Annotated in this window: 13 protein-coding genes; 5 read left to right on the forward strand and 8 right to left on the reverse strand. The window is 61.8% G+C overall.

Annotated elements, in window-relative coordinates:
• Positions 1-39 precede the first annotated feature (39 nt).
• The 3 genes from OES25_04200 to OES25_04210 all read right to left on the reverse strand — a co-directional run bounded on the left by OES25_04200 (position 40) and on the right by OES25_04210 (position 3,376).
• Entirely contained in the window at positions 40-741 is a 702-nt protein-coding gene (locus OES25_04200) for a hypothetical protein (protein MDH3626840.1), read from the reverse strand.
• 118 nt (positions 742-859) lie between these two features.
• Entirely contained in the window at positions 860-2,524 is a 1,665-nt protein-coding gene (locus OES25_04205) for a CRTAC1 family protein (protein ID MDH3626841.1), read from the reverse strand.
• A complete protein-coding gene (locus tag OES25_04210; protein MDH3626842.1) occupies positions 2,525-3,376 on the reverse strand; it encodes a tetratricopeptide repeat protein in 852 nt (283 codons plus the stop codon). It abuts the gene before it with no gap.
• A gap of 390 nt (positions 3,377-3,766) precedes the next feature.
• Here OES25_04210 and OES25_04215 point away from each other — a divergent pair, with 390 nt between their 5' ends.
• Both OES25_04215 and fusA read left to right on the forward strand, forming a co-directional pair.
• Complete coding sequence (locus OES25_04215) at positions 3,767-5,074, forward strand: helix-turn-helix domain-containing protein (protein MDH3626843.1); 1,308 nt, start codon at positions 3,767-3,769, stop codon at positions 5,072-5,074.
• Positions 5,075-5,154: 80 nt separating this feature from the next.
• Positions 5,155-7,191 carry an elongation factor G gene (gene fusA, locus OES25_04220; protein ID MDH3626844.1) on the forward strand — a complete coding sequence of 679 codons (2,037 nt, stop codon included), beginning with the start codon at positions 5,155-5,157 and terminating at the stop codon, positions 7,189-7,191.
• On the opposite strand, the gene OES25_04225 is transcribed toward fusA, so the two are convergent.
• Positions 7,188-8,213, reverse strand: coding sequence for a hypothetical protein (locus tag OES25_04225; GenBank protein ID MDH3626845.1), 1,026 nt, complete (start codon positions 8,211-8,213; stop codon positions 7,188-7,190). The two genes, fusA and OES25_04225, sit on opposite strands and share 4 nt — an antisense overlap.
• Positions 8,214-8,287: 74 nt before the next feature.
• Between OES25_04225 and OES25_04230 the strand changes: the two genes are divergently transcribed.
• The 3 genes from OES25_04230 to OES25_04240 are packed head-to-tail and all read left to right on the forward strand — an operon-like array spanning position 8,288 to position 11,174.
• The gene (locus OES25_04230; protein MDH3626846.1) at positions 8,288-9,400 is read left to right on the forward strand and encodes a carboxylate-amine ligase; all 1,113 of its coding nucleotides are present in this window, start codon (positions 8,288-8,290) and stop codon (positions 9,398-9,400) included.
• Positions 9,397-10,215, forward strand: coding sequence for a class I SAM-dependent methyltransferase (locus tag OES25_04235; protein MDH3626847.1), 819 nt, complete (start codon positions 9,397-9,399; stop codon positions 10,213-10,215). The genes OES25_04230 and OES25_04235 overlap by 4 nt, the downstream gene beginning before the upstream one ends.
• Complete coding sequence (locus OES25_04240; GenBank protein ID MDH3626848.1) at positions 10,212-11,174, forward strand: threonine/serine dehydratase; 963 nt, start codon at positions 10,212-10,214, stop codon at positions 11,172-11,174. Before OES25_04235 ends, OES25_04240 begins: the two co-directional genes overlap by 4 nt.
• Here OES25_04240 and OES25_04245 read toward each other — a convergent pair.
• The 4 genes from OES25_04245 to OES25_04260 all read right to left on the reverse strand — a co-directional run bounded on the left by OES25_04245 (position 11,152) and on the right by OES25_04260 (position 16,399).
• Complete coding sequence (locus OES25_04245; GenBank protein MDH3626849.1) at positions 11,152-12,768, reverse strand: PQQ-dependent sugar dehydrogenase; 1,617 nt, start codon at positions 12,766-12,768, stop codon at positions 11,152-11,154. The genes OES25_04240 and OES25_04245 overlap by 23 nt on opposite strands.
• A 134-nt stretch (positions 12,769-12,902) precedes the next feature.
• Positions 12,903-13,496: a YceI family protein gene (locus OES25_04250; GenBank protein MDH3626850.1), complete on the reverse strand. Its 594-nt coding sequence runs from the start codon at positions 13,494-13,496 to the stop codon at positions 12,903-12,905.
• Positions 13,497-13,592: 96 nt separating this feature from the next.
• Positions 13,593-14,570 carry a quinone oxidoreductase gene (locus tag OES25_04255; GenBank protein MDH3626851.1) on the reverse strand — a complete coding sequence of 326 codons (978 nt, stop codon included), beginning with the start codon at positions 14,568-14,570 and terminating at the stop codon, positions 13,593-13,595.
• 2 nt (positions 14,571-14,572) lie between these two features.
• A complete protein-coding gene (locus OES25_04260; GenBank protein MDH3626852.1) occupies positions 14,573-16,399 on the reverse strand; it encodes a UbiD family decarboxylase in 1,827 nt (608 codons plus the stop codon).
• Positions 16,400-16,437: the final 38 nt, after the last annotated feature.

Genomic DNA, 16,437 nt, shown 5'->3' on the forward strand with positions numbered 1-16,437 from the left:
CCTCATCGTAGGGGCTGTGATCGAGACTGTCGACCGCGCTCAGAATCGGACAGTCAGTCCCGCGAGGAAACCGGACGACTCAATCTCGCCGTCGACCGAGGTCGGTTGACCCGGTAGCGGTACGAAACCCGTCCGCGTGAAGTCGATGGTCTGCGAGCGATAACCGGCACGGAGGGAGACGAACGGTGCAAGTTTGAACGACGCCCCGACCTCGGTCTCGATACCGGATAGATCCTCGAATGTGCCGTCCGTGATGATCGTCGCATCGGCGTCCGCGAGACTCGGTAGGTAGCTGACCTGTCCGTAGACGTAGACAAATCCTGCGGCAGCGGCGCGCCCCTCTGCAGTCAAACGAGCGCCGGACGTGTCGCCCGCCAAGCCGACGGTCGCAAGGTCCATGTCTTGCCATCCGGCGCCGACCGCCAGGAAGTTATTCTCGGTGGGCGAGAGTACCCGCCAGAGGAAATCGACGCTGACGGATTCGGCATCATCGAAGGAGAAGTCACCCAGGGACGAGCGGTATTGCCCTGCGCGTAATCCGTAGTCCTCGAATAGCCAGACTTCCGCACGATAGCCCGGCGCTCCGGCATCTCCGGAGACCACCGTCGAGCCCCCCGTCGTCTCGAAGTCGTTGGCCCACCAGATGGCGCCGATCTCGCCGTCGATGGGGCCCGCGGCGAGGGCAGGGGTGACCGCGATAGCCACCCACAACGCCAGAATCGTCATCACGTTTCGTTTCATCTCTTGCGTCTCCCGTTGTGCCGAAGAGGGGGGCGCGATCGGACCTGGCCCGCTCAGCGCTTACGGAAAAGATGGGGCCCCGGGTGCAGTGAGGCAAGGGCGTCGGATTCGACCCGGATCAGCGCGAATTCTCGCCCTCGCGCCACGTCAGCCAGCGACCAAGCGGCACATCGGCGATCGTTTCTCGACCACCACCGGGCCACTGAATCTCAGCGGAGACCGGCTGCTTCAGGTCGCCGAGTCCAATCAGGATTCGTGGATCGGAGCCGCAGAGATACGAGCCTCCACCCACGCGCTCCTGAACCCAGCTGCGCTCTCCGACCCGAAGCCGGACGCGAGCACCGATGGCGCTCCGATTGCTCTTCTCGCCGATGAGTCTCACCCCGAACCACCGGCTGTCGTCATCAAGTTCGTTACGCAGGAGAACGGACGGTTCGTCCAGCGTTGTCAGAAAGATATCGATGTCGCCGTCGTTGTCGTAATCCGCGAACGCAGCGCCACGAAACGATCGTTCCAGCGAGAATCCATCTCCGTCAGCGGCGTTGTGTGGTTTCAGCCTTCCCTCGGTCTGGAGGAAGAGGTGGTTCCGTTGTCGAAACTTCGTGCCGACCGAGTACCCGTCGACCTCCGGATAGACATGCCCGTTGGCGATCATCAGGTCCAGATCGCCGTCGCGATCGAAGTCCCGGAGCCCGACTCCCCAGGACAACGTGAGGAAGGTCGGCCCGAGGCCGGCCAATTGTGAATCATCCACAAAAAACTTTCCGGCCTTGTTGCGGTACAGCGTGTTGAGATCGTGGGCGAAATTTGTGACGACGACGTCCATCCAACCATCGCCATCGAAGTCGCCTGCATCGGTTCCCATTCCAGCCTGACTTCGGCCATCGGCGTTGAGTGCGGCCATCGACCGCAGCCCCTGATCGCTAAACGTGCCATCGCCGTTATTGCGCCACAGGGAGTTGGCGACACTGTCGTTGGCGACGTAAATATCCTGATCCCCGTCGTTGTCGTAGTCGAACGTGACGACACCAAGCGCGTAGCGCGGAGTCTCGAGCGAGACCCCCGACCGAGCGGTGACATCGGTGAAGACACCGGAGCCGTTATTCCGATAGAGTTGATCTTGAATCGGCCGTTCGCCCCGTGGGCCACACGCGACGGCAATGCCCTTGTACTGACAGTGGTCGGCATTCTTGCTGCCGCGAGCGGGTACGAGCTTCGGGTCGGTCACCATGTAATTCCCGACGTAGAGATCCAGATCACCATCGAGATCCATGTCGAAGAGCGCCGCGGAACTGGACCACTGGTCTCCGGAGACTCCGGAGGCCTTTGTCGCATCGCGGAACGTGCCGTCTCCCTTGTTGAGATACAGGACGTTCGGACCGAGGTTGGTCACGAACAGGTCGACGAGCCCATCGCCGTTCACGTCGCCTGCCGCGGCGCCAAAACCCCAGCCACGATGGCCCACGCCGGCGGCCGCGGTGACGTCGCTGAACCCTCCCTGGCCGTCGCCACGGAACAGGCGGTTCGGCTCACCGCCGTCGGCAGGTCGGTCGAAGGTTGATCCGTTTACGACGTAGAGATCGAGATTTCCATCGCCATCGAAGTCCAACCACGCCGCCCCGGCACCCATGGCCTCGACGAGCCATCGTTTCTTGGCCGGTGACTCGCCACACACGTTCTTCACGGCGACACCGGCCTCCGCGGTGACATCGACGAACCGCAGATCGGCGGCCATGGCGTCGGCGGCCAATGCGATCAGGGCTGCTATCAGAAGGGGGCGCACCTACTCCTCCATCGCCGCCGGCGACGTGTACGGTCTGGCCGCTTGCAACTCCTGGTGGATTCGCAGGTGTTCCTCCGCTTCCTCGACGCGACCCACCTGCATCAGGGCCTGTCCGAGCGCGTAGTGGCCTTTTGGATGTTCTGGATTCAATTCGACCAGCTCGGCTAGGAACGTCAGCGCTCGGTCCGTCGCACCCATTTGTAAATCGAGTGCGCCCAACCGATAGAGCGCGTCATCGACCGCGGCGAGTTCCTTCTCATCCTGTGGGTCGAGTTCGAGGACCCGCTCGTAGCAGCGATAGGCTTCCCGATATCGCTCGCCCATGCGGAACGCGTCTCCCAGATGGAACCACGCCATGAGGTAGCCCGGGCGATGGCTGATGGCCTGATTGTAGAATTGCGAGGCCAGTGGGTAGTTGCCTCGCTGATAGGCGATGTTCCCAAGATTGTGGAGAAGCACCGGGTTGTCAGGCACGTCGACCAGGGCGCGTCGGTAGGCTTGTTCGGCCTCGTCAAGACGACCCAGCGATCCATAGGCCAGCCCGAGATCCGTGAGTCCCTCCGTGTCCGCGTCGATCTCGACGACTCTCTCGAAGAACAACAACGCGTCCTCTCGGGCGCCAGAGGAGTAGAGACGTCTCGCATATTGCCGGATGGAATCGGGATCGTCGGGATTGTTGCGAACCTGTGCGGCCAGCTCGGCCAACTCCGGCGGCGGCGCCGCGAGGAGAGACGGAAGATCGCGAGGACCTTCCGCGACGTCTTCCTCGGGTGGGAGGGGATCATCGCCACACGAGACGAGCAGAACGCCAATCGCGAGCAACGTGAAGAGGAGACGCGTCCGTTGAACCATGATGAAGACAGTACCGAAAACTCTCGGTCGGTTCCAACTTCCGTCGCTAACCTAAAAAAAGAACGCCGGAACCTCGATTCTGAACCGAGGTCCCGGCAAGAGGACGACCGCTGCCGTGCGCCCGTTCCTGGGAGGAGAACGCGGAGATTCGACTCCGAACGCACAACAAGTGGACCGACGTATCGAGGTAGTCGCGGCTGGCCTGCTTCTACCCACCGGGAGCGATCTCATATCCCAAGAAACCACGCTAAAACGTGGACTTTCCGCGTCCTTCCCGGGGGCGGACCGCGGAATACTTGACCTGCCACGGAACTTGGGGTAACTCCAAGGGACCGCAGCGGGATTTCCTACCCTGACCTTTGTAGGTGTTTCGCGCGGAGGGGACAACCCGTGGACGGAGATTCGCCGACGGGAAAGAAGAATCGGCCCGCCAGAAAAGTGCGCACGCGATCCGACGGAGCGACTTCGGATCGTCCAGCGGGCTTTTCGGCGACCGATCCTGCCGGGAGGTCTATCGCGGCCCAGGAGGCCGTAGGGGCATTTCTGCGCTCGGCCCGACAGTCCCAGAAGCTGACTCAGGAGCAGGTCGCCGCCATGACCAAGGACGGCCCGTGGCAACTCTCCAGGGCCGCCATCAGCGCCATCGAGCGGGGTCAGAATTTCCCCGGCATGGAAGCGATGCTCGCGCTGTCCAACGTTCTTTTTGTCGACCCGAAGCAACTGGTCGAGCGGGCGCGACTGGCGACGGAAGTTCCGATCGACGCGACCGATATCGATTTTGCTGACCTGAACCAGCAGGCGGCCGACGCGTTCTGGACCGGCGACTTTCGTAAGGCCATCTCCATCTACGATGCGATGCTCGAGATCCTCGCCCTACAAAAGGATGACGCCGACGAGCCGCTGGCGCATCGGATCGCGGCCGTCGAGGTCAAGCGCGCCACGGCACTGAAGAGAGCCGGTGCCCTGCTCTCGGCCATCGCGACCGCAGAGAAAGCGATTTCGTTGTCGAGCGGTAACAAGCGAATCCAGGCCGAGGCGTACATCGCTCTCAGCGATCTCCAGTGCCAGCGGGGCCTTCTTCCGTTGGCAGGCGACGCCGCTCGTCGCGCAATCGAACTTTCCGAGGAGAGTGGGCCACAGACCAAGGGCTGGGCCTGGATGGTCCGGGCACGGGTCCAGTACATCTCGGAAGAGTTCGAGGAATCCAGACAATCATTCCTCGAGGCGCGCAAGCAAGCGCGAGCCGCAGGCGACACGAGCCACATGACCCATATCGAAGGGGACATCGGGATGTGTTGGCTGGGGATGGGACGAACGGACGAGGCCCGGAAATGGGTGCGTCGGGCCGTCGACCTGGCCCGCGAACATTCGCAGCCGTCGCTCGAGGCCAGTTGGCTTGTTGCACTGGGCAAGATCGCGTTCCAGAGTACCGCCTTCGACGAGGCGGAGAGCTTCGCCAACGCGGCGATGAGGATCTCGAAGCCGAGGGAACTTCAGCTAACGACCTTCCAGGCGGAGTGGCTTTGCCACTGCATCGCTCGCAAGCGATCGCCGGACCTTCCCGATCGCCATCGACTGGCTTACCTCCGCAAGCTCTACCTCCATCTCGACCAGCATGAGGGCGTCGAGGAGGTTCGCGAGTTCCGCGCGATCGCCCTTCGGACGATCACCGCCAGCGAGTCCGGTCTGGAAACCTGAGCGGGCGCGCCAAGCCAACCGGAATCCTCTAGAATGTGCGACGACCCGCAGGCCCAGGGGCGGCGGGCGTGGAGTTGTTCGTGTCTCGAATCCAGCATGTCCGCAACATCGGGATCGTTGCGCATATCGACGCCGGCAAGACGACCGTCAGCGAGCGGTTTCTGCATCACTCCGGAAAGATCCATCGCGTTGGCGAGGTTCATGACGGGGAATCGCAGATGGACTGGATGCCGCAGGAGAAAGAGCGTGGCATCACGATCACGGCGGCCACGACGACCATCCCCTGGCGCGATCACGAGATCCACCTCATCGACACACCCGGTCACGTTGACTTCACCATGGAGGTCGAGCGTAGCCTTCGGGTGCTCGATGGCGCCGTGGTCGTGTTCTGTGCCTCCAGTGGCGTCGAACCACAATCCGAAACCGTCTGGCGACAGGCAGACAAGTTCCGCGTTCCGCGGGTCGCCTTCATCAACAAGATGGATCGTGTGGGCGCCGATTTCGGCGCCGTCGTCGCGGAGATTCGAGAACGATTGAAGGGGCCTGCAGTGCCGGTCCAGATACCGATCGGCACCGAGGATACCTTCGAGGGTGCCGTCGATCTGATCGCGATGCATGCCGTCTACTCCAGCGGTGACATCACGGAACCGGATGTCGTTGCGGCGATACCGGACGCGTTGAAAGACGAGGCACAGGCGGCACGGGACGTAATGATCGAGGCGATAGCCGACGTCGACGACGAGATTGCCTTGAAGTTTCTGGATGACCAGCCCCTCGACGAGAAAGAACTCAGCGCAGCTCTCCGTCGTGCATGTTTATCGCTGGAGATGATTCCCGTTCTTTGTGGGGCGGCCCTTCGTAATCGTGGAGTTCGCCCGCTCCTCGATGCTGTAATCGACTATCTGCCCAGTCCGGAGGACCTTCCACCGGTCGCGGGTATCGACCCTTCGGATCCGGAGACCTCGCTCGAGCGTCCCCCGCTGGCCAAGGCCCCGTTGGCGGCACTGGCGTTCAAGGTTGCGATTGACGATGGGCGCAAGCTGGTCTTTCTCCGTGTCTTTAGCGGAAAGCTGATCGCCGGTGGGGAGGTTCTGAACGTCCGCGAAGGCAAGAAGGAGAAGGTCGCCCGACTCTTTCGCATGCACTCCCACAAGAGAGAGCGGCTCGACCACGCCGTCGCCGGCGAGATCGTCGCCGCCGCGGGGCTCAAGTTGGCCACTACCGGCGACAGTCTCTGCGATCCCGATGAGCCGATCCTTCTGGAACGGATCGACTCCTACGAGCCCGTGATCTCGATCGCCATCGAGCCGCGTACCCAGGCCGCTCGAGCCAAACTAGACCATGCCCTCAACAAGATGGTGGAGGAGGATCCGACGTTTCGCGTGCGTATCGATAGCGAGACGGGGCAAACGCTCATCAGCGGCATGGGTGAGTTGCATCTGGAAGTCATCGTCGATCGACTCAAGCGAGAGTACGGCGTCGACGCGTCGGTGGGTAAGCCTCAGGTTGTGTTCCGCGAGACGATCCGTGTGGCTGCCGAGGGGGTTTCGGTCTTCGAGCGAGAACTCAAGGAGGCGCAGCTCTTCGGCAAGGTCAGTTGTCGGATCGAGCCGCTAGGTCGAGGCGAAGGCGTTCACTTCGAATCTGAAGTCGTCGACGACTCGATCCCGCCGGCCTATTTGCTGGCGGCCCGTTCCGGACTCGAGGAGGCGACCAACGCGGGCCCCGACGGCTATCCGCTCGAGGACCTGCACGTCACCCTGCTCGGTGTCGGCTTTCGCGAGGAGTCCCAGCCCGAGATCGGCCTGAAAGTGGCAGCCGGTGAGGCGTTCCGTCAGGCGGTTGGCAAGGCAAGTCCGCTTCGACTGGAACCGATCATGAATGTGGAGGTGGTCGTTGATGACGACAGTCTCGGGGCCGTCATCGGCGATTTGAAGGCGCGACGCGCGGTGATTCAGGAGATCGGGTCCCGGGGTGCGGACCGAGTCGTCGAGGCGCGGGTGTCCCTGAGACAGATGTTTGGCTACTCCACTGACGTTCGTTCGTTGACCCGTGGGCGAGCCACTTTTTCGATGCACTTCGATCGGTTCGACGATCTCGGTGGCAAGGACGGTTAGTCCGACCCTTCGCGCTCGAAGATCCCGCGAACCCAGCCGCTGGCATCTGCGATCTGCACCGTCACCCGTCGCGCATCCGCCGGTCCTGCTTCCTCCGTATCGACCTCTATCTTGGCGTTCCCGATGCTGAGTTTCATCGAGTCAGATAGCGACGACAGGTCCACGCCGTCACAACCAGTCGTTGAACACACGAAGTCTAGTTGAAGACGAAGATTGGTCTGCTCGTCGAATCCACCGTGAACGACGACCGCACGAATCCGATCCCAGTCGATGCTCTCATCCGGCCCGAGAATCGATTCCCAGACGGCCTGTAGGTCGCCGTCGACGTTCAGGATCGCGCCGCGAATGCGCGCGTCGCCCGAGATCCGATCCAGCCACTCGTCGAGTTGCACCGGCCCCTCGTGTACCTCAAGGGAATCCAGACGATCGATCGTGCGTTTCGCGGCTTCAAGGTCTCTCGAGATGAACAGTGTGGCTCGACGCAAGAATCCGGCGCTGTATCGGAGTCCGGCCTGAGGAAGGAGGTAAATGGTCTCCTGGCGATAACGATTGACATCGTCCGAGTCATTTGCAACGAATAGTCCAGCCAACCAATCCATGAAACGAAGCTGATTGCCAAACCCTCGTGCGCTGATCGTGATCAGATCTTCGCCGTCGGTGCCGGAGTCGTGGACCCACGTGAATAGAGCGGGAAATAGTTTATCTATCTGTTTCCGGTTGCCGCGATTTTGCATCGCAATGAACATCTGTGCGATGGACGAATCACCGCCGACGTTTTGATTGAGTTGTTCGGCCCCGGTCATGAATTCGTCGATGACACGGGCCGTTCCCGGATCATCGAGATCGAGTGTCCACTCGACGAACGCGGTCGATTGCGGCCCGAACCGCTCGTCGTGATCGGGGATCGTTCCGGGCCGGTTGATCCAGACGATGAACGAGATGACGGCGATCATCGTGATGAGAATCAGCGAACCGCAACCGATCCCACAACCGATCAGAATTCGTCTAGCTTTTCCGGCCACGTGTCGCGTCTCCTCGCGATTCTCCTTGTCCGGCCGTGCTACACTCCGGCTCCAATTGGAGAGGGGTCATCGCCATGAGTCTCCCGGACCTCACCATCGGGATTGAAGAAGAATATCAGATCATCCACCCCGAGACGCGGGAGTTGACGTCCTATATCCAGGAGTTCCTCGACGAGGGTCGCGTGATCTTACGCGACCAGATCAAACCGGAATTTCTTACTTCTCAGATCGAGGTTGGCAGCAGCATCTGCAGCAACATGCGTGAGGCCCGCGCAGAAATCGCCCGTCTCCGGCGCACCGTCATCGGTCTTGCCAAGAAGCAGGGATTGCGTGTCGCCGCGGCAGGAACCCATCCGTTCTCGCAGTGGAGCCAACAGAAGGTGACCGCAGGCGAACGGTATACACGCCACGAACAGGATATGGCGGACGTCGCACGGCAGATGCTCGTCTTCGGTATGCATGTCCATGTCGGCATCGATGATCCCGAGCTGCGCGTCGATGTCATGAATCAGTCTCGCTATTTTATGCCTCACCTGTTGGCGCTCTCGACCAGCTCGCCGTTCTGGCATGGACGGGATACCGGTCTTCGTAGCTATCGCACGATCATCCTCGGGAATCTGCCACGGTCCGGGCTACCGCCAAGCTTCAATTCCTGGGCCGAGCACGAGCAGTTCATCGACACGCTGCTCCGCACACGTTGTATCGACGAGGCGACCAAGATCTGGTGGGATATTCGACTCAATCCGAAATATCCAACCGTCGAGTTTCGCTACTCTGACATCTGCACGCGGATCGACGAGGTGATGTGTATCGCGGCGTTGCAGCTGGCGATCGTCGCGAAACTCATCAAGCTTCACAGGGCCAACCTCTCGTGGCGTGATTATCGTCGAAACCTATTGACCGAGAACAAATGGCGAGCCGCCCGCTACGGAATCGAAGGGAGCCTGATCGATTTTGGCAGCAAATCTGAACTCCCGGTGCGTGAACTCGTTCACGAGATCCTCGCACTGGTCGATGACGTTGTAGACGAGCTTCAAATCCGCGACGAAGTCGACTACGTTCACACAATTCTCGAACGCGGCACGAGCGCAGATCGACAGTTGGCGGTCTACAAGGAGACCGGCAGCCTGGAGGCCGTTGTCGATCGCGTGATCGAAGAGACGGAGACTGGAATCGACGACGCTTGAGGCAGCGGTCGGACACGCCGGATCGGGGCGCTCTACGTCGATTCTGGAACGCACGGCTGGATCCCCTTGAATGGAATCATGTCGGTGACGCTGGCGACGCCCCGCCACGGGCCAGTCGTGGGTCGGCGTTGACGGCCGCCGTCGAGGCCCTCCGGCCGATCGCCGCTCAGAGAATCCTGGAACTAGGTTGCGGCGTGGAGGGCCTTGCTTCCGATCTGCGCGATCGTGGTGCGGATGTCACGGCGATCGATCTGGCGGAACGACGCGTAGCGGTCGCTCAGACACGATTCGGGCGGCAGTCGTCCGGCACGGGAAGCGTGTTGACGTGTGCGGCGGACGCAAACCTGCTGCCGTTCCGCGCGGCGACATTCGATGCGATCGTTGCACAGGATGTCCTCATGTACAACGACCCTTCGTCGATCCAGGGCGAGGCCGCCCGCGTGCTACGACCGGGAGGTCGACTCGTGTTGGTCGAGGCGTTACGTGGGAACCCTGCGCTGGCATGGATTCGCAATCGGGTCGATGCATCCGAGCACAGTCGTTACGCCAACTACCTGAGTTGGTCGGAGCTTCGTGGACACTCGGATGGTTTGCGTACCGTCAAGAAGAGTGCCCACACGCTTGTTTCGTTGCCCGCGTGGTGGGTGCTCTTTCGACTGCGGAGTGTCCACTGGCACCGCAGGTTGCTACGCTTGCTCGAGCCGTTGGATCGAGGTCTCCTTCGGGTGGCGCCTGCGTTGGGGCATTGGGCCTGGCGTGGGGTGTTGGTGTTGGAGCGAGTCGAGGCCCCGGATCCCGCTAGACTGTGCCGATGAAGACGCCCGATATCGACGCGGTTCGATCGGCCCACGAGCGCATCCGCCCCTATATCCACCGGACTCCAGTCCTCGGTAGCCGGTCGATCGATGAGGAACTCGGTGCACGGGTATTCTTCAAGTGCGAGAACTTCCAGAAGGTGGGTGCCTTCAAGGCCCGCGGTGCGTTGAACGCGATCCTCTCCCTGGACCCGGCCGAACGCGCTCAGGGTGTCCTTACGCATTCGTCCGGCAATCACGGAGCAGCCCTGGCCTATGGCGCAGGAGCCCTCGGCGTGTCATGTATCGTCGTGATGCCCGATACGGCTCCTCAAATCAAGATCGATGCCGTGCGTGGCTATGGTGCAGAAATCGTGTTCTGTCCGCAGGCCGATCGCCCGACCATCTGTGAACAGATCAGGCTTGAGTCCCGCCGCACGCTGATCCATCCCTACGACGATCCGGCCATCATCGCCGGGCAGGGAACGGCAGCTCTCGAGTTGATCGAGGAGCTAGGTGAGCTGGATGGGGTGATCGCGCCGGTAGGCGGGGGGGGATTGCTCTCCGGCACGGCGGTGACAGTCTCGGCGCTGTTGCCCCGGGCGAAAATTCTCGGCGCCGAGCCGTTCAGATTGGACGACGCCTACCGGTCTCTGACATCCGGCCGGCGTCAGCCGGCACCCGACCGCCCGGACTCATGTGCCGACGGTCTCCTGACGGGCCTGGGAGCGCTGCCGTTCGCCATCCTGACCGATCGCAGGGTCGAGATCATCCGCGTGGAGGAGGACGAGATCATCGACGCCAATCGCACCATCGTCGAGCGAATGAAAATCGTCGTCGAGCCCTCCGCGGCGACGGTACTCGCCGCGCTACGAAGAACGAGGGACTCCATCGCCGGGATGCGATTCGGCGCCATCCTCAGCGGTGGGAACACGGATTTTTCCTGGCTGAAGGATCCTAAGGCGCCGCACAGGGATTGATCAGCGACCGATCCGGGTCTCCGCTCTTCGACTCATCGGATCCCGAGACGGCGGTCACCAGGTAAGCCAACAACTCGCCGGGGTTCGGATTCGTTACGTCGCCCGTCGCCCAGTTGTTTGCGAGCGTTGAGTGGATGCAGGAGAAGTCGTTGTCAGGCGTGCCGCGATAGACACGATAGTATTCGGTCGGGACCATCGTGTTGTATTCCAGGTCTTCCCATGACCAGTTGCCCGCGGCACCAAGGATCAACTGGTCCGCCCCCAGTACTCCATTGCCGGCGACCTCCAGGGCAGTGAACGGCGGGACGATCTTCAGAACGGACCCATCGCGATCCATGATGTACATCTCGCCCTGGCCATCCCATCCAAAACTGGTCAGATCGAACGGGAGCGTGCCGCCGGGATCGACCTGGGCAGTCCAGTCGATGGGGTTCTTGAGAATACCGTTGTCCATCTCGAAGGAGCGAACGATTCCGGCGCAATAGTCGCCGTAGAAATAGTACCCATCCAGTTGAGGCATCCGACAGCCACGGTAGACACCTCCACCAGTGATCGAGCAGGGTCCGGAGTGATTGAGGACGAGAACCGGGTCGATCAGGCTCGGGTCCGTGCACGCCGGTGCGCCGAAACAACCGACGACCGACACGGGGTTGCAGTCAAACGGGTTGGACGTGTTGAAGCACTCCAGCCCCTCCTTGCTCCGCCAGCCGTAGTTGCCGTCGGCGTCTGCCGGCGTCGCGTAGTCCACCTCTTCCCAGCAGTTCTGACCGACGTCTGCGATATAGAGATCACCGTTCCCGTCGAAATCGAAGCGCCACGGGTTGCGAAGACCCCACGCGAAGATCTCGTCGCAGTCTCCGCCGGCGCCATCGACCAGCGGATTCGTCGCGGGAATGCCGTAGAGGGCCGCACCGCCGCCACAGTCGCCACCCTCGTCGCCAGGGAGGGGAGTGGGGTCGATGCGAAGAATCTTGCCGAGCATCGTGTCGGTTGCCAGCCCGTTGCCACAACTGGCATGCCCCGTACCCGCATCGTTTGCTCCACCACCGTCACCGGTACCGATGTACAAGAATCCGTCGGTGCCGAACTCTAGATGACCGCCGTTATGGTTCGACTGAGGCTGTGTGAAAGTAAGAAGAGAAACGACGGACGCTGGATCGGCAACATCCGGATCGACCGTCACGCTGAATCGTGCAACGACCGTGGCGCCGCTACCGGACCGTGTGTAGTTGACGTAGAAGTACCCGTTGATGTCATAGTCGGGATCAAACGCCATCCCCAGAAGTCCGCGTTCGTTGCCGCTCGTGTTGATCAGTGTCTGAATGTCCAGGAACGTCGTATGGGCATTCGCCGCGGTGCCGCGCTGCTTGACTTGAATGACGCCGTGTTGCTGGACGATGAAAATTCGATCAGTGTCCCCGGGAGGGGCCGTTACCAGCAACGGCTGAGAGAGACCCGTCGCGACCACCACGCTGTCGATCGTGAGGTTGTTAGTCGGGGAGACGCCATCGCAGACGCCCTGAGCCATGCTCGCCGAGTTAGCCAGGAGCAGCGTCGACAGAATTGCGATGAACAGAAGATGGGTCTTGCGCATGGTTTCTCCGTAAAACGAACGAAAACGGATCTCTTCCGGTGCTTCTATACCGCCATTCCACAAATTGGACAATACGCCAGACCCCATCCAGCCCGTATCGGCCGACAGAATTCTGACGTGGGTGTTCCTGCCCGCTAGGACGTCGAAAGCCGGGAAGCCTCGAGGTGAAGCCGAAGAATCAGCTCCGGGTCGGGCCCGGCGGGCAGACCGAACAAATCTCGGTCGATCGCCAATTCGGCCTGGGCCGTGACCTGGGATTCGCCGACGACGATCTGGGCAGGAAAGGTCACGCGTTGTTTGACGCCACGCAGCTCAAGAACGCCCTCTACCTCGAATCCGGTGTCGGCGGTCCGAACGTCAATCGAGTGGAACGATGCCGATGGGAACCGGCCGGCTTCGAGGAAATCCGCTCCGCCCAACGCGGCGGCCGCGTCGTCGCTCATACCCGAGATCGTTCGCGGATCGAAGTCAAACTGCAGCACGGCACCATCGGCTGTTCCGGTCGTCAGCGCCAGCGCGCCGTTCATCCCCCGTGCTGACGCCAGAGGTTTCGTGCGCTCGGATGCGGCCGCGAAGAAGACGCCGCTGGTTCCACCGATCGCAAACTGTTCCGCATCTGCGGGGATCGGTTGTAGCTCCGGAAGCACGGCGCCGGCAGCCTCCTCCGTGGTTGACGGACTGTCACAGCTACCTAGCAACAGGACCGCAAGTAGGGCCACTGCCGTCACCAAGGCCAACAAAATACCGCGCGTTGGGCGCGTCATCGATGCTATCAAGATGTTTCTCCCGTGCGTGCACCGTCACGATACCAGACCGCGATGAGTCTAGGGAGTCAGAATCGTCGATCCGCGTGTTCGCCGCGCTTCGAGGTCACGATGGGCCGTTTCGGCCTCCCGAAGGGCGTACCGTTGGCGAATCTCGACCTTGACGTCGCCGATGGCGACGACTTCAAAAAGCTCGGCCGCCGCACGGCGAAGCGAGATGGTGTCCGCGATGAATGTCGCAAGCGTGGGACGAGTGACGAACAACGATCCCTTCGCGGCCAGGATGCCGAGATCGACGGGCGGAATGGCACCCGACGACTGGCCGAAACTTACGAGGGTTCCAAGCGGTGCCAGGCAGTCGAGCGATCGTTCGAAGGTATCGACGCCCACAGAGTCGTAGACCACCGGAACGCCGACTCCACTGGTGATCTCCGAGACACGTTCAGCGAAGTCCTCGCGGTCATACCGAATGATGTGTCGGCAGCCGTGATTCCGCGCCAGTTCCGCTTTTTCTTCGGAGCCGACCGTCCCGATTACCTCGACGCCCAGTGCGTGGGCCCACTGACACGCGATCAACCCAACGCCGCCGGCCGCCGCATGAAAAAGAATCGTCTGGCCGGCCTCGACTCGGAATGTTCGTCGCAGGAGGTAGTGCGCCGTCAATCCCTTCAGCATCATCGCCGCCGCCTGTTCGCACGTCACCTCATCGGGTAACGGAACGACACGATCCGCCGGGAGGGTGACATGTTCCGCGTAGGCGCCGGGATGCATCGGATAGGCGACGCGGTCGCCAACCTGGAAGGCCGCCACACCCACTCCTACGGCTTCGATTATTCCCGCACCCTCGCGCCCGAGAACGGCAGGAAGAGTCGGTAACGGATAGAGGCCACTGCGATGATAGGTGTCGATGAAGTTGAGTCCGATGGCCGCCTGTCGGACACGGATCTCCCCATTGGCCGGTTCGGAGAGTTCGACGGATTCCCAGCGCAGGACCTCGGGGCCGCCGGTTTCGTGAATTCGTATGGCGTGGGTCTGCATCCTCAACTCCGTGTACGCGGCGGATCGAGATGGGCGGCCGCCGAATCTCCCATCTCCATGCCGTCCGGGAAATACTCGCTCCAACGGCGGTCGACGAGAGTCGCCGTCTCGGTATCGCAGAACAACTCGTCGGGGAACTCATCCCTCAGTCGCGTATCGATCAGGAGCGGGCCGTGATGGCTGACGTGGTTTGCAACGATGGAGTGACCGGCGCTGTGTATGTCGGCCGCGGGGTCGAATCGAGTGAACGTCATCCAGAGGAAATTCATCGAACTGGCCGCCGCCCGTCGAGGTTCGTCCGACAAGATGATCAACGGCCAATCAGCGAACGCCGCGTGGGCCGCGAGCCGCTCACCGGCGGCGGGGTCCTCGCGACGCGCTCGCGCTCCAATCACGAGGCAGCCGGGGCAGAATACCTGCACATCGGTGACATCGGTCGGGATTGGTGTAGACGGTTCGAATCTAGTCGGTAGGTCGCGGCGTGGGTCTCCCAGACCGAGCAGGACACCCTTTGAGCCCTCGTTTACCTGGGGACCGGTGTAGTCCAGCGTGTCCATCGAGAGATTGGGGAAAATATAGAGATCCGTTTCCGGTTGCATGCGTTCGAGAACGTGAGTGAGGGTCGCACGGAAGTCTCGAAGATCCACAGGACGATCCGTGACGAGCAGGAACTTCGTTAACGAGAGTTGACCCTCGCCGAGGATGCGAAATGCCGAGGCCATCGCCTCGCGCTTGTAACGTTGCTTGACCACCGCCGCACTGAGGGAGTGGTATCCGGTCTCGCCGTAGGACCAAAGATCCTCGACAGCGGGCATCACCAGCGGGAACAGCGGTGACAAGAGATCCTGAAGGAGGTCGCCGATGAAGAAGTCTTCCTGTCGTGGCTTCCCGACCACCGTCGCGGGGAAGACGGCGTCCTGTCGATGACAGAGATGCGAGACTTCGAACTGTGGGTAGGGATGACTGAGAGAGTAGTAGCCGTAGTGATCCCCGAACGGTCCCTCGTCTCGACGGATCTGTGGCGGAACACTGCCGACGAGGGCGAACTCCGCTTGACCGAGCAACCGATGCTCCGCCGGCCCCGGACAGGTCGCCAGTCGTTCGCCTGCGATGAGTGAGGCGAGGAGAATCTCCGGTACGTTCTCCGGGAGCGGCGCGATGGCCGAGAGGATGAGTGCGGGGGGGCCGCCCAGAAAGGCGGTCACCGGGAGTCGCGCGTTATTCGCCTCTGCAACGGAATGGTGGAACCCACCTCCCTTACCGATCTGCCAGTGCATTCCGGTCGTGCGCTCGTCGTGAATCTGCATGCGGTACATGCCGAGGTTCGGAATGCCCGTGGAGGGATGCTCCGTGTAGACGAGCGGAAGCGTGAGAAACGGGCCGCCGTCGTCGGACCAGGAGGTCAGCGCCGGTAGACGGGTCAGGTCGACCCCGTCATGGGTGCGATCGAGGACCGGCCCCGTACGACGTGATCGAGTGCCGACCCTCGGGATCTCAAGCATGAAATCGCGTGCACCCCAGAGTTTTCCCAACGACGGTGGCAAGAGAGTCTGGGCCAACTCGACGACGCGACGCACGAGACGTAGCGGGCGATCGCCGAAAGCCAACATCGCCCGCTCGGGGGTTCCGAACAGGTTGGAGACCAACGGGAAGTCCGAATTCTTCGGATTGCGAAAAAGGAGCGCCGGTCCACCGGCGGCGATGACCCGTCGATGGATCTCTGCAATCTCGAGTGCGGGGTCGACGGGGGTGTCGACCTCGACCAGATCGCCGTCTCGTCGCAGGCGGTCGAGAAACGTGCGGAGATCGCTGAAGCCTTCCCGTTTCATGCACCCGTCATAGCGGACCCCGCTCCCGGTTGCAAACG

This window comes from Acidobacteriota bacterium, from assembly GCA_029861955.1.
Taxonomy (GTDB): domain Bacteria; phylum Acidobacteriota; class Polarisedimenticolia; order Polarisedimenticolales; family Polarisedimenticolaceae; genus JAOTYK01.